Source organism: Paenibacillus sp. FSL R7-0313, from assembly GCF_037969885.1.
Lineage (GTDB): Bacteria > Bacillota > Bacilli > Paenibacillales > Paenibacillaceae > Paenibacillus.
This window is the reverse complement of the sequence record NZ_CP150219.1, coordinates 1,923,463-1,938,263: the sequence shown is the minus strand read 5'-3', so window position 1 is coordinate 1,938,263 and position 14,801 is coordinate 1,923,463. Positions and strand designations below refer to the sequence as shown.

The window sequence follows — 14,801 nt, the reverse complement described above, 5'->3', positions numbered from 1 at the left end:
GTTATTCGAGTTTTACGAAGCTAAGATTAGCTTTACTACCGTAACTTATGGTTTACTGCATAACGGTTTAGTGACCGCCGGTGTATTCGCCTTGCTCTTCGCCTACAACCATCTTCTCTTTTCCCATGAAGAAGGAAGCGACCAACGCGAGTGCAGCCGGAATTACAGCCCAGGCAAATAACTGCACGATGGAAGAAGACAGGGCATGTGTAATGGTATCCAGCACCTGAGGCGGAATCGCCTGTCTGAGTTCTGGTGAGAGCAACGCATGTGGATCGGTCAGATCCACTCCCTGAGGCACGCCACCCGCTGAAGCACCGCCTGCTTCCGCAGCTGAACCAGCGAGAGCATCGTTCATTTTACGCGTAAATACCTGGCTCTGTACGATACCAAAAATCGTAATGCCCATCGTCATGCCGAGGGACCGCAAAAAGTTAAGTGTGGAGCTTGCTGCTCCTCGTCTTTGCGGTTCAAACGCATTCATGGCTGCATTGCTAAGTACGGAGAACGACGCACCGACACCCAGACCAACCATCACCATGTAGATACGTATCGTCCAAAGGGATGAATTCTCATCCAGCGTAGTCAGCAATCCAAGTCCAATGACAAGCAAGGCTAACGTAGGGATCATGATATTGCGATACTTGATTTTGGTCATCAATACCCCTCCCAGGGACGCCGTCACAACGGACCCAAGCATCATGGGCAGCAGCACAAGACCGGAGTTGGTCGCTTTACCACCAAGTACCCCCTGTATAAAGATCGGAATGTACACGGATGCTGTAATGAACGCCGCACCACTGAACATACCAATAACGTTACTGGACCAGTAGACCCGGTTGCGGAACATGCTGAAGGAGATAATTGGTTCTTTGGCTTTTGTTTCTGCAAAAAGGAAGAGCAGCGCTAGTGCTACAAATCCAGCAAACAAGCCAAGAATCTGCCAGGAACCCCAGGCAAATGTTTTGCCGCCCAGTTCCAGACCAAAGATCAGGCACACAACAGCACCAATCAGCGTTACAGCACCCAGCCAGTCGATCTGTTGGGATTGATGCTGATGAGACTCCTTGTAGAAGAACGCAATAAACACAAATGCAATCAAGCCTAGCGGCAGGTTGATATAGAATACCCATTCCCATGTCGCATACTGGGTAATGTAAGCACCGAGCAGAGGTCCAAATACGCTGGACAGGCCAAAGACCGCTCCAAACAATCCACCCAATTTACCACGAGATTCTGGTGCAACGACATCAAACATGATCGTAAAGGCAATCGGCACCAGGGCCCCCGCACCAATACCTTGAATCGCTCTGTACATCGTCAATTCCACAATAGACGTTGCCGTTCCGCACAGCGCTGAGCCAAGCATAAACACAATAATACCAAATACAAAAAACTTCTTCCGTCCATACATATCGGATAGCTTACCGAATATCGGCATCCCTGCCATCTCAGCCACCATGTACGCGGAGGTAACCCAGACGAACTTGTCGAGCCCACCCAGCTTCCCGACAATGTCCCCCATAGCTGTTGCCACGATGGTATTATCCATCGAAGCCATTAGTATGCTGAGCAGTAACCCTGCCAGCACCAATCCAATACTGTTTTTACGTGCAACCATTGTACTCAATCTCTCCATTCACGCTCTATTCATATGACTGCATTAGTATATCCGAAAAGAAGTTTTCGTTAATCAGTCCAAGGACCGATTGCTTTGCAGCAAAACTTCCGATTGCGGATGAATTTGCAGAGATGAACGGTATTCCACTGTACCAATCCGGCAGCCAGGACCGATTTTTATTTTATCGCCACGGACAATCTCGGCCTCCGTATTCTCTAATTCAATGTCATCACCTTCAATAATCAGTGCCTTGAGAATTGATTTATTCCCCGTAAACAAGTCATTCAACCGGCCACTCTTCACCGAGATGATGGAACCACCCATTTCCTTGACCTCGGATGGACCCATGATTTTGAGTGTCATTTGTTCAGCGCTGAGCATCCCCGCTATCGTCAAACGCCCGTTCAGCTTGATATTTTCTGCCTGACAATCCCCTGACAAATGAAGTTCACCGACCACTTTTATATGCTCAGCTTTGGCATGCAGGTCAGATGCCTGGATTCCATCCTCAACATCGTTGCTGGCCTCTCGCTCTTTCAGTGTAAGGGTGCCGGTAATTTTAATATCTGTGGATTCAAGCGATCCGTATATGACCGATGTACCCGTACATTTGAATCGATCACAAGATAGATTGTCGTTAAAGGACGCGTCCCCTACGACCTTGATCTTGCCGTACACGCCACCAGAAGAACTGCCATCACCAACGATGCTGATATCCATTTTTTTGTCCAATGAACGCCCAGGATTGTTATTCATGTCGATCCCATCCCTTTCTCTCCATATCCAAACTTTAAATTCGCTGACTGCTGCCCACCTTGGCATCCTGATCTACCTCAAGTTCACCTGAATACTCAACCAGTCTGATGTTACAGCCGCGACCGATAAAAATGTTACTCCCCCGAACAATGTCAGCTTCGGTATCTTCCAGCACAATCTCATCACCCTCAATTAAGGATGTCTTAAATGAAGGGGTCCCGCCCAGACCAATACTTTTCCAAAATCCATTCTGTTGTTCCTTGCGACGAATATCGATACGCTCTCCGCCAATCTCTTTAGCCGAAGAAGATGTATAGAGCCTGATCTCCACTGTTCCCGCATTCAGTAAACCGCTGATCTTAATATTGCCCCGTACATTCAGGGACTCACATTGGACATCCCCTTCAATATCGATCACACCGCCAATATCAATTCGTTCCCCATCCACTCTTCCACGTACGGTACACTTTCCGTTCACTTCAAGTTCAGGGCTATGGAGATCTCCGTTAATCGTCGTCATGCCATCCACCCGAACACGAGAACTGGTCAGAGGTCCATTCAACGTGCACATGCCGTTAATCGCTGCACTCTCGGAGGTCAAAGCGCCGTGCATCTTCAATGTTCCATTCACTTCCATAGAGGTGCAGTCCAGGTTGCCGTTCACCTTAGCCATGCCATCAATAGATACACGGTGAAAATTCCCGCCTGCCGTTTGACTTATGCCCGCCACATTCAGATCATTCCGCTTATTCCGCTCTTCCATAGATGATCCTCTCCTTATCCCAATTTGAGTTTTAATTCTTCCATAAATGTTCCCATCGGCTGCCTAAGAACCACTTTCACACCATTGTCAAAATAAAACTCCGTTCCTGCTGTTACCAGCATGAATGAAGGAACACCCATCTTACGAATAAGCACGAGTTCGCTGGGTTTGCCTGTAAAACGATAATAATGTTCGGACATCACTTCGATCAGCAACGCACCCTCTTGCCGAGTAATATCTCCGCTCATTAACAGCTTATCAAGGACGTAGAGCATCATAATCTGTTCCAAAGCATACAGCGGTTGTTCCCGACCTGCTTCTTTCAACAGATCCAGCGAGATTTGTGAAACAATGTTTCGCTCTAACAGTTGTTGTGCAGACATCTCCACTTCACCCAACGTAGGTGAGAAGACGTCTGCCAGCTCATCCAGCGATAATCCGTCTTTCATATTGAGAATCTTGTCAATGCGCAGTAAAATCTGTTGTTTGGGAAAAAAGGTCTCTTGTCCGGTGTAGGACGACTTCCGAATGAACCATTCTTCCGGAATGAGATTTTTCCGCTTCCAACGGTATAACTGGCCGTATGAGATTCCTGTCAGGTCCAACAATTCTTTCTTGGAGATCAAATCATCCGTCATATATGGTCCCCCTTTTTATTGAAATGAGTGTAACATAACATTGTTACGTTGTAAACCACATTGAAAAATCGATGATCCGATTACAGACTTCCATTTTAACCACTGGTGTGAAATTCTTTGTTTTCTACTGTAGATCTTGTTATTGCAATGGAGGGGTAATGCGTATAACCTGTTACATATAAACACTTTGGAGGCCTAGGCATCCGATTTCCATCCCATCGTCTCATGTCAGAACACGTGGTTAACGAACTTATGAAAGGGGTTTCTTATACTCATGGCACTTATTAAATGTGATTTTTACTCGGATACACTCGGGCTTAGCACCAGCATGCATGTCATTCTGCCGCAACAAACCCACAATCAGATCGGTATGGAGAATGTGACTGGCAAAGGGTTACACCCAACCCTGTACCTGTTGCACGGTCTGTCTGATGATGATTCCATCTGGCTGCGCCGGACTTCCATTGAACGATATGTAGCTAACCTCGGGATCGCTGTTGTTATGCCACAGGTACATCGTAGCTTCTATACAGATATGGTAGAAGGGGGACGTTATTGGAGCTTTATCAGTGAGGAACTGCCAGCACTCGCTCGCTCTTTCTTCCCATTGTCACCAAAACGTGAGGATAACTTCGTTGCAGGTTTATCCATGGGTGGTTATGGTGCATTCAAGCTGGCCCTTCGCAAACCGGATCAATACGCTGCAGCTGCCAGTTTGTCCGGAGCACTCGATATGTCTGCACATATGGATAGAAACGCATCCTCAGCATTGCAACAGACGGAGTTACAGCGAATTTTCGGACCCGAGGTGGCAGGTACAGAGAACGATCTGATCCATCTGTTAAAAGAAAATCAATCTAGCGAAAGTCCTCGACCTTTGCTCTACCAATGTTGCGGAACGGAAGATTTCCTGTATGAGGATAATCAAACCTTCCGTCAAGCCTGTGAACAGACGAACTTCGAACTGACGTACGAGGAAGGGCCTGGTGAACATGAGTGGGGCTACTGGGATGCCAAGATCCAGGATGTATTGAAATGGTTGCCTTTGCCCAAGCGCGATTAGTGGATCATTGGGAGCTACTGAGGATAAAAAAGGCTGGTACTCCGATGACAGAACAACCTTCCTTCTGTTCGCGGTTGAGTTGAATATATTTAAAATATATCGCTGTAAAACACAAAAAGCAGGCCGCTGAGAACAAAGTTCTCTGGCCTGCTTTTTTTATTGTACTGTCGTATCTGTATGGCAACCTATTGTAACCGTGACATTAACCGCGGTTCGTAATCCATTGCTCGGTAATCTCCAGTACCTTCTCACTACGTCCAATGGCTTCAGCCACTTGACCCGAAGCTGTTCCGCCGTAAACATTACGAGCGTTCACTACCGCTTCCGGTTGAAGCACATCATAGATCCGGTCATCGAACAGTGGTGAGAACTGACGGAATTCATCAATCGTCAGATCCAGCAAATACTTGCTGTTCTGGATGCAGTACAGCACTGTTTTACCAATCACTTCATGCGCCTGACGGAAAGGTAAGCCTTCACCCACGAGGAAGTCGGCAATATCCGTAGCGTTGGAGAAATCCTGGTTGACCGCTTGACGCATCCGATCCTTGTTCACTGTCATTGTTGCGATCATTGGAGCGAACAGTTGCAATGCACCTTCCAGCGTCGCTACAGTATCAAACATGCCTTCTTTGTCTTCCTGCATGTCTTTGTTGTATGCCAGTGGAAGAGATTTTAATACTGTCAGCAAACCAATCAGGTTGCCGTACACACGTCCTGTTTTACCACGCACGAGTTCAGGAACGTCCGGGTTTTTCTTCTGAGGCATAATGCTGCTGCCTGTGCAGAACGCATCGTCCAGTTCAACGAACCCAAACTCTGTGCTGCTCCACAGTACCAACTCTTCACTCAGACGGGACAAGTGAGTCATGATGAGCGAAGCTGCCGCCAGGAACTCAACGATGAAGTCACGGTCGCTTACTGCGTCCAGACTGTTCTCGTACACTCCGTCGAAGCCCAGTTGTTCCGCCACAAAATGGCGATCAATCGGGAATGTTGTACCCGCGAGCGCACCTGCGCCCAGTGGCAGGATGTTAATGCGTTTGTAGCTGTCCATCAGACGCTCCGCATCCCGTTGGAACATGGATACATACGCCATCAGGTGATGGGCGAACAGAATCGGCTGTGCCCGTTGAAGATGCGTATAACCTGGTACGATAGTATCGAGGTTATCTTTTGCTTGTCCAATCAGTGCTTCCTGCAAGGAGTGCAGCATGCCAACAAATCCAACGACGCGCTCACGCAGGTACAAGTGCATATCCGTTGCAACCTGGTCGTTCCGGCTACGGCCTGTATGTAGTTTACCGCCTACAGGGCCAATCGTTTCGATCAGGTTTTTCTCAATATTCATGTGGATGTCTTCGTCCGATACGGAGAATTCCACTTCACCTGCACGGATTTTGTGCAAAACGGTGATCAGACCTTCTTTGATCGTCTCTACATCTTCCGCCGGAAGAATACCGCATTTGCCCAGCATCGTCACATGGGCCAGACTGCCCTGGATATCTTCCTCAGCCAAAGCTTTGTCAAAATTGATCGATGCCGTATATTCCTCAACCAAATGATTGGTTTGTTTTGTAAAACGTCCTCCCCACAGCTTGCTCACAGTGAGTACTCCCCTTTCGCTCATGGACAAAGCCGCTCCTGCCAGATGTGCAAGAACGGCCTGCCTTGTCATTTATATTGGTGTAGCTTTATTGTGCAGGTTGAAATTAGTTTTTGTTTTGCTCCACGCCGGAGTTTACTTTCAGACGCAGTGCATTCAGGCGGATAAAGCCTGTTGCATCGCCTTGATCGTAGGCTTGCGTTGGATCAGCTTCCATCGTTGCGATGTCCGGATTGTAGAGGCTGACAGGACTTTTCACACCAGCGCCGATGATATTTCCTTTGTAAAGTTTTACACGAACCGTACCTGTAACGTTCTTCTGGCTTTCAGTCACCAGCGCTTGCAGCGCCAGACGTTCCGGTGCGAACCAGAAACCGTTGTAAACGAGTGTGCTGTAACGTGTGATCAGGCTATCACGCAGGTTCATCACTTCACGATCCATCGTGATGGATTCCATTTTGCGATGTGCGGTGAACAAGATTGTTCCACCTGGTGTCTCGTACACGCCACGGCTCTTCATACCAACAAAACGGTTCTCAACCATATCTACACGGCCAATCCCATGTTTACCACCCAGCTCGTTCAGTTGCTCCATCACTTGCAGCGGGCTCAAGCGCTCACCGTTCAGTGCAACACAGTCACCTTGTTCGAATTCCAGTTCAACATATTCCGCTTGATCTGGTGCATCTTCAGGTGCACTGCTCAGCAGGAACATGTCTTTGTTTTCGTCCGCACTTGGATCGAACCATGGATCTTCGAGCACACCGCTCTCATAGCTGATATGCAGCAAGTTACGGTCTGTGGAGTATGGTTTAGCCGCAGATGCGGTTACCGGAATACCATGTTTTTCAGCGTAAGCAATCATCTCGGCACGTCCCGGGAATTGGTTACGGAATTCTTCCAGACGCCAAGGTGCAATTACGTTAATGTCTGGTGTCAGCGCAGCCGCGTTCAGCTCAAAACGAACTTGGTCATTTCCTTTACCTGTAGCGCCGTGAGCGATGGCTGTAGCACCTTCTGCACGAGCGATATCGACCATGCGTTTAGCGATCAGTGGACGAGCGATACTTGTACCGAGCAGGTATTGTCCTTCATAAAGGGCACCCGCCTGGAACATCGGATAGATGAAATCTTTCGCGAACTCATCGCGCAGATCGTCAATGTATACTTTGGAAGCGCCTGTTGCCAGTGCTTTTTCCTCCAAGCCATCCAGTTCATCCTTTTGTCCAATATCCGCTGTGAACGCGATAATCTCTGCATCATACGTTTCTTTCAACCATTTCAAAATTACAGATGTGTCCAACCCGCCTGAATACGCGAGTACAATTTTTTCCTTAGCCATGTTCGATGGTCCTCCCCAAGATCAGTTAAGTTAAACAGAGCCTTCATACACTGAATCCTAAGAGCCAGAAAACCCTTCCGATCACTGTTATCCCCAGATTTTTTCATCCTTTATGATAAAGGGTAAAATCCGGGGATAGCCTATGCTTCCGATGCAGCTTTCTTTCAGAAAGCTTTCAGGTGCACGCTTCGCTTCTTCAGACTTTTTCTGTCTCTCCGTGTTTGTGTATGCTTCTTGTTTAATTAACTTTTTAAAGTACATTATAGATGAATATATCATCGCGAAATCTGCGCCTAAAATCAACCCATTCAATGAAATAGCAGCTATTCGCTCATTAATGCAGCCATTAAGGCTTTCTGTGCATGCAAGCGATTCTCCGCCTGATCAAAGATCAGGGAGTTCGGTCCGTCAATTACACCGGCACTCACTTCTTCGCCGCGGTGTGCTGGCAGACAATGCAAGAACATGTAGTCCGGCTTCGCGCCTTTCATCAGTTCCTCGTCCACTTGATATGCCGCAAATGCCTGCTCACGAATCTTCTGCTCTTCTTCAAAGCCCATGCTAGCCCATACATCCGTGTACACGATATCTGCATCTTTCGCAGCTTCCTGTGCACTGTAGGTTACAGTCACTTCAGAACCGCTCTCCTGTGCGATAATGCGTGCCTGCTCCACAACTGCACTATCCGGCTCATAGCCTTCTGGCGTTGCTACAGCAACATGCATTCCCATCTTCGCTGCACCGAGCATCAGGGAGTGCGCCATGTTGTTGCCATCTCCGATGTAGGCCATTTTCAGACCTGCCAGCTTGCCTTTGTGCTCCAGCACCGTTTGGAAGTCTGCCAGTACCTGACAAGGATGCGCCGCATCGCTCAGGCCATTAATGACTGGAACATCCGCATGCTCTGCCAGTTCAGTTACATTATGGTGTCCAAAGGTACGAATCATGATGCCGTCCAGGTAGCGGGACAATACTTTGGCTGTATCATGTGTTGTTTCCCCGCGACCCAGCTGGATATCATTTTTGCTCAGGAAGAGTGCGTGTCCGCCCAATTGGAACATACCCACTTCAAAGGATACACGCGTACGTGTGGATGATTTTTCAAAAATAAGTCCGATCGTTTTACCTTTCAACGGTTGAAAAGGTACACCGCTTTTTTGCTTCCCTTTAATCTCAATCGCGAGATCAAGCAGATAACGAATCTCCTCGGCCGTGTAGTCCGTGAACTCGATAAAATCCCGGCCTCTCAGATCAATCTTCTGAATCTTTTCCGTTTGTTGTGCTGTCATGTATAATGTCCTCCTTATTTCCGGTTCCCTGCACCCGCATGGGCAGAAGTGATAGCAACGTTAACACTTTGTCTGGATGCTTCTCGAGTTTATCCATTCCCGCCTTCTGCAATTTCACCACGCGGCTACAGGGATTCATCATCTCATTCTGCTTCGAGGCCTGTAATGGCCCCGAGACAGAAAGGTTCTCATTTTTATATTAGGCTTTCGCCGCTACATGCTCTTCGATCAATGTGCCTACCAGCGATACGGCCTCGTCGATCTCATCTTTGCTCACATACAGGTTCGGAAGCAAACGAATCACATTCGGTCCTGCAGAGACGAACAAGATACCGCGTTTTTGCCCAGCAAGCACAATATCACCTACCGGCTCAGCACATTCGATACCGACCAACAATCCCAAGCCACGAACTTCCTTCACAAAGGAATTGCCCGCCAAACGTTTCCGCAGGGAGCTCATCAGGTATTCACCCATCTCCGCTGCGCGCTCTGGCAAACGATCTTCCAGCATCGTTTCGATTGTTGCAATCACAACGGATGAAGCAAGTGGTGTTCCACCAAATGTTGTCGCATGGCTACCTGGTGTGAACGCATCCCGCAGGAAACCTTTACCCAACATCGCACCTACAGGGAAACCACTACCGATACCTTTGGCAACGGTGAACACGTCTGGCTCAATGCCATAATGTTCGTGCGCGAACAGTTTACCCGTACGTCCCATTCCTGTTTGTACTTCATCAACAATCAGAAGCAACCCATGCTCGTCACACAATTTCCGTACATGTTTGACGAATTCCGGTTCGACCGGATATACACCACCCTCAGCTTGAACCATTTCCAGCATAATAGCTGCTGTGTTGGGTCCAATTGCCCCTTCAAGGGCAGGGATATCATGCAAAGGTACAGTTACAAATCCGGCTGGCAATGGCAAAAATCCTTCTTTTACCTTATCCTGTCCGGTGGCTGTCAGTGTAGCGAGTGTCCGTCCATGGAAGGACTGGGCAAAGGTGATCACTTCATACCGATCTGTACCCTTCACCTTCTGGTGATAACGACGGGCTACTTTAATAGCCGCTTCGTTCGCTTCGGCACCACTGTTACAGAAGAACACTGCGTCAGCGCATGTATTGGCTGTCAGCAATGCTGCTGCCTTCTCCTGGCCTGGAATCTGGAACAGATTGGATACATGCCACAGCTCATCAATCTGAGCTTTCAGCTTGGCTCCAACTTTCTCCGGTGCATGGCCCAGGCTAGTTACAGCGAGGCCGCACATGAAATCAAGATAACGGTTGCCCTGATCATCCCACAACCAGCTACCTTTACCTTTGACCAGACTGATTGGATAACGCGCATACGTTTGGAAAAGCGAGCTTTCCGTCTGTGCTGCTGCACCTGTTGCTGTTGCGCCTGCTACCGCTGTGCCAGAACCTGGCTGTTCGTTGCCTTTTGCCATGACCATATCACTCCTATTGGTTGGTGCAACGGCAATCATATAAGAGTCCTGATTTACACTAGACCACTCCGATTGCAGAACCATTTTTTGAACGTTTGCATACTCCACTTCGATGACAGAACAACCTTCTGATCGCTGTTATCCCTGGATTTTTTTTATTCCCCTTCAATGGGGAAAATCCTGTGATAAAGGCGCACGCTCCGCTTCTTCAGGTTATTTCTGTCCTCTCCGTTATGCATTTTTATTCTTCAGATTGGTTCTGCACCCTACGTTATTATGTGTGTAAAATTAGATTTCTTATATAAAAAAAAGCCGTGCACATATTTTTTTATTTAATATAAGACTATTAAAACCCTAGCGCACTGAGAAACTTATTGCATACGGATGATTTTTGTTCCGATGATTTCTCCGCCGAGCACGCGGCTCAGGATTTGGGGTTCGCTGCCGTCTACGATGACGACCTCACGTACTTGGCCATGGATACAAGCGATAGCTGCACGTACTTTGGGAATCATGCCGCCATAGATTTCTCCGGTCTGGATCATGTCCTCAATCTCTTGTACAGATACAGATGGCAGTACTTTTTTCTCGCCGCCTACGTTCTTCATGATGCCTGGAACGTCGGTCACGACAATCATCCGGCTTACGCCGAGATGAGACGCCACTGCACCTGCAGCTGTATCTGCGTTAATGTTGTAGCGTTGTCCAGTTGCATCTACACCAACTGGTGCGATAACTGGCATGTAACCCATGTTCACTATACCTTGGATAATCTCTGCATTCACACCAGTGACATCGCCTACCCAACCGATCTCTGCGTGGTTTGTAACAATTTTAGCCTGGATCAGACCCCCGTCCACGCCAGACAAGCCTAGTGCACGACCACCAACACGTTGAATCAAACGCACGATCTGTTTGTTGATACTTCCAGCGAGCACCATCTCCACTACGTCCAGCACAGGTTCAGTCGTTTTGCGTAGACCATTAACGAATTCGGTTTCGATGCCAAGCTTCGCCAGGTTATCTGAGATTGCAGGACCTCCACCATGTACGATGACTGGCTGTGTGCCCTGAGACTGCAAATCACGCAGATCCGCAAAGAAAGACTCAGGCAATGCCGCCAGTGTGCTGCCTCCACATTTCATGACAAACATCTGTTTCTCTGTGCTCGCTTCCGTTGCGGTACTCTTGTTTGGCATTGTTGAATTCATGAGACAAGCTCCTCTCGTTCAAATATTCTAAAAGGCTTAACACTTAATTGATGCGATATTCGGTAGCTGACCGTTCCGAATCCGGATCGTTCTTTTGATCGCTGTTGTCTCCAGGTTTTTTTGATTCCCTTTTTAAAGGGAAACCCGGAGACAAAGGCGAACGCTTCGCTTCTTCAGAATCGATTCCGTCTTCTCCACTGCCTTCGCCAGTTATCTCAAAAACCAAATAAAGTTCAATCCTTATAGATTTTCTATATATTTACGAAACAGCTTCTCATAGGGAAGCTGTTAGCTTCAATAGAATAAATGCTAATTCTTATTAAGTGCGGTATGCTGCGTTAATTCGGACGTAGTCATACGTCAGGTCACAGCCCCAGGCTGTAGCCGTTCCTTCGCCGTGGTGCAGATCTACCACAATGCGAACTGTATCGGTCTGCAAATAAGCCAATGCCAATTCTTCGTCAAACACGACTGGGCGGGACTGCGCAAGTACCGAGATATCTCCCAAACGGATATCTACGGTATCCGGGTTCACCGGTTGTCCTGCACGCCCTACGGCTGCAATAATCCGTCCCCAGTTGGCATCAGCGCCAAACATAGCGGATTTCACCAGACTGGACCCGATGACAGTTTTGGCAATTGCCTGTGCGGATTCATCACTTACTGCACCTGTAACTTCTACCTCAACCAGTTTGGTTGCTCCTTCACCATCGCGAGCAATGGCTTTGGCCAGCACTTGGCATACATAGGTGAAGCCTGCTGCAAAAGCGTCCCAATCCGGGTGCTCTGTGGTCAGCTCTTCATTGCCTGCATATCCGCTGGACATAGCTACCAGCATGTCGTTTGTACTCGTATCTCCATCTACGGTAATCATGTTAAATGTATGATTGGTTGCCTGGCGCAGCAGGCGCTGCAACGCTTCTGCACCAATGACCGCGTCAGAAGTCATGAAAGCGAGCATCGTCGCCATATTCGGATGAATCATACCCGAGCCTTTGGCGGCTCCCGCAATCGTAACCGTCTTACCGTTAACCAGAACGGAGACGCAAGCTTCCTTTTTCACCAAATCCGTTGTCAGAATCGCTTGTGAAAATTGTTCCGCCTCATTCGACTCCTTGCCCATATGCGCTGGAAGTCCAGTGATGCCTGAATGTACAGCATCCATCTTGAGCAATTCCCCAATGACACCTGTGGATGCCACAGCCACATCCTCTTCTGCCACACCCAGCTCCCGCGCAGCGGCCGAACGCATCGCATAAGCATCTTCTTCACCTTGTTGCCCTGTACATGCATTGGCATTACCACTGTTAACGATAACAGCTTGAAGGCGTCCGTTGCTCAAGCTTTCGCGCGTTACTTTGAGTGGTGCGGCCTGAAATACGTTCGTTGTGTATACAGCAGCAGCTGTAGCAGGTACATCACATCGGATCGCTCCGATGTCATTACGAGATGTCTTTTTCAATCCGCAGTGAAGTCCACCAGCAGTGAATCCCCCAGGGGTTACAATTGTTCCGTTCTCAACCACGGTAAAAGTCTGTTGCTCCACATTCGTTCCCATATCATATCCCCCGTATGCGTTCAGCTATATGCCGATGATCCGCCTGCTTAACCTGATCCGTTCTCCCTAGAAGACTCTGAGAGAGCACTTTTACACCGAATGTTCCAGTGCTCCTCTTGAATTCCAATCCCTTATGGGTATACTGGTGTCATGTTCAGCCCGAGGTTCTCCTCCCATCCCATCATCAGGTTCATATTTTGAATCGCTTGCCCGGATGCACCCTTCACCAGGTTGTCGATGACCGAAATAATCGTCAAACGCCCTGTGCGAGGATCCACCGCAAATCCGATATCACAATAGTTGGATCCGTACACTTCTTTGGTAGATGGCCAGATGCCCGGTTCACGTACACGTACAAAAGGTCTGTTCTCATAATATTTACGGTACAAATCTACGATCTCCCGGTCGCTGTGTTCCCCAACGAGTTTTGCATACATCGTACTCATGATTCCACGTGTCATTGGCACCAGTTGTGTTGTAAAGGTAACCGTAACAGGCGTTCCTGTTATATCACCAAGCACTTGTTCAATCTCGGGAATATGTTGGTGTTTGTTCAGTTTATAGGCTTTGAAATTTTCATTCATCTCTGCATAATGGTTGGTCAGACTTGTTCCGCGTCCTGCACCGGATACGCCTGATTTAGCATCAATTATAATTGTAGAAGGATCAATCCAGCCTGCCTCTACTGCAGGGATCAGTCCAAGAAGTGTAGCTGTTGGATAACAGCCTGGGTTGGATATAAAATTCTGTCCCTTCACTTCTTCGCCATACACCTCAGCCATGCCGTATACCGCTTGTTCCAGCAAATCAGCTGAAGGCGCCGGATGTTTGTACCACTCTTCGTACACCGTTCCATCCTTGAGTCTGAAATCGCCAGACAGGTCAATCACCTTAAGGCCTGCTGCCAGCAGGCTTGGTACGAGCTTTGCACTTACGCCGGACGGGGTCGCTGTGAATACCAGATCCGCACGACTCGCAATCTCAGCCGGATCTACACCGTCGAGTGGCCTGTGAATCACGTCCGTCAAATGCGGAAATCCATCTGCGATGGACTCACCACTGCTCGATGATGAGATCACCGATGTGATTTCAACCTGCGGATGGTTCTGGAAAAAACGAATCAGTTCCACCCCGCCGTAGCCGGTGGAACCGACGATTGCTACTTTTAATTTGTTATTCACTCTCGCTCCCCCAATCTCGATGTATGCGCTACTTGTGCTATGCCCTTGCATGAATGTGGCCCGAACACAGCAATTCCGTCGCTTATATGCATATTTGTGTATTATTATACGACTCTGGTTATATAAATACAACACTCTATCAGCAATTTCACATGGATTTCCATCCAATCCGAACATATCTTTTTTTAACATCCGGGACGAATAGGTATACTTCTGTTAAAATACGTATTAGTAGGAAACATTACAATCAGGGTCTCATTCATAACTAACCTGCTAATCAAGGACATATGAATAGATTCATGATGGTCATTATGAGACGT

12 protein-coding genes are annotated in these 14,801 nt (G+C 48.0%); 1 reads left to right on the top strand and 11 read right to left on the bottom strand.

Going from position 1 to position 14,801, the window contains the following annotated elements; translation table 11 throughout:
- Window positions 1-67: 67 nt before the first annotated feature.
- The 4 genes from NSQ38_RS08450 to NSQ38_RS08435 form a co-directional block, all read right to left on the bottom strand.
- Entirely contained in the window at window positions 68-1,621 is a 1,554-nt protein-coding gene (locus tag NSQ38_RS08450; RefSeq protein ID WP_338588675.1) for an MDR family MFS transporter, read from the bottom strand.
- A 72-nt stretch (window positions 1,622-1,693) separates the two neighbouring features.
- Window positions 1,694-2,377: a hypothetical protein gene (locus NSQ38_RS08445; RefSeq protein ID WP_339788570.1), complete on the bottom strand. Its 684-nt coding sequence runs from the start codon at window positions 2,375-2,377 to the stop codon at window positions 1,694-1,696.
- A gap of 34 nt (window positions 2,378-2,411) precedes the next feature.
- Entirely contained in the window at window positions 2,412-3,140 is a 729-nt protein-coding gene (locus tag NSQ38_RS08440; RefSeq protein ID WP_076328757.1) for a polymer-forming cytoskeletal protein, read from the bottom strand.
- A gap of 14 nt (window positions 3,141-3,154) precedes the next feature.
- Window positions 3,155-3,778, bottom strand: coding sequence for a YhbD family protein (locus tag NSQ38_RS08435; protein WP_036612427.1), 624 nt, complete (start codon window positions 3,776-3,778; stop codon window positions 3,155-3,157).
- Window positions 3,779-4,052: 274 nt separating this feature from the next.
- Here NSQ38_RS08435 and NSQ38_RS08430 point away from each other — a divergent pair, with 274 nt between their 5' ends.
- A complete protein-coding gene (locus NSQ38_RS08430; protein WP_339788567.1) occupies window positions 4,053-4,841 on the top strand; it encodes an alpha/beta hydrolase family protein in 789 nt (262 codons plus the stop codon).
- A 202-nt stretch (window positions 4,842-5,043) separates the two neighbouring features.
- Here the strand turns inward: NSQ38_RS08430 and argH are convergent, their stop codons facing one another.
- From argH to argC, 7 genes are all read right to left on the bottom strand, one after another.
- Window positions 5,044-6,447 (bottom strand): argininosuccinate lyase, encoded by a 1,404-nt coding sequence (argH, locus tag NSQ38_RS08425; RefSeq protein WP_036612430.1) that lies wholly within the window; start codon window positions 6,445-6,447, stop codon window positions 5,044-5,046.
- Window positions 6,448-6,553: 106 nt separating this feature from the next.
- Window positions 6,554-7,789 carry an argininosuccinate synthase gene (locus tag NSQ38_RS08420; RefSeq protein WP_017692004.1) on the bottom strand — a complete coding sequence of 412 codons (1,236 nt, stop codon included), beginning with the start codon at window positions 7,787-7,789 and terminating at the stop codon, window positions 6,554-6,556.
- A gap of 323 nt (window positions 7,790-8,112) precedes the next feature.
- Window positions 8,113-9,078 (bottom strand): ornithine carbamoyltransferase, encoded by a 966-nt coding sequence (gene argF, locus NSQ38_RS08415; protein WP_047840650.1) that lies wholly within the window; start codon window positions 9,076-9,078, stop codon window positions 8,113-8,115.
- Between the two features lie 199 nt (window positions 9,079-9,277).
- On the bottom strand, window positions 9,278-10,531 hold the full coding sequence (locus tag NSQ38_RS08410; RefSeq protein ID WP_339790454.1) for an aspartate aminotransferase family protein: 1,254 nt from the start codon (window positions 10,529-10,531) through the stop codon (window positions 9,278-9,280).
- A gap of 371 nt (window positions 10,532-10,902) precedes the next feature.
- Window positions 10,903-11,742, bottom strand: coding sequence for an acetylglutamate kinase (gene argB / locus NSQ38_RS08405; protein WP_339788565.1), 840 nt, complete (start codon window positions 11,740-11,742; stop codon window positions 10,903-10,905).
- A 319-nt stretch (window positions 11,743-12,061) separates the two neighbouring features.
- A complete protein-coding gene (gene argJ / locus NSQ38_RS08400) occupies window positions 12,062-13,300 on the bottom strand; it encodes a bifunctional glutamate N-acetyltransferase/amino-acid acetyltransferase ArgJ (protein WP_339788562.1) in 1,239 nt (412 codons plus the stop codon).
- A gap of 131 nt (window positions 13,301-13,431) precedes the next feature.
- Entirely contained in the window at window positions 13,432-14,481 is a 1,050-nt protein-coding gene (argC, locus tag NSQ38_RS08395; RefSeq protein WP_249912641.1) for an N-acetyl-gamma-glutamyl-phosphate reductase, read from the bottom strand.
- Window positions 14,482-14,801: the final 320 nt, after the last annotated feature.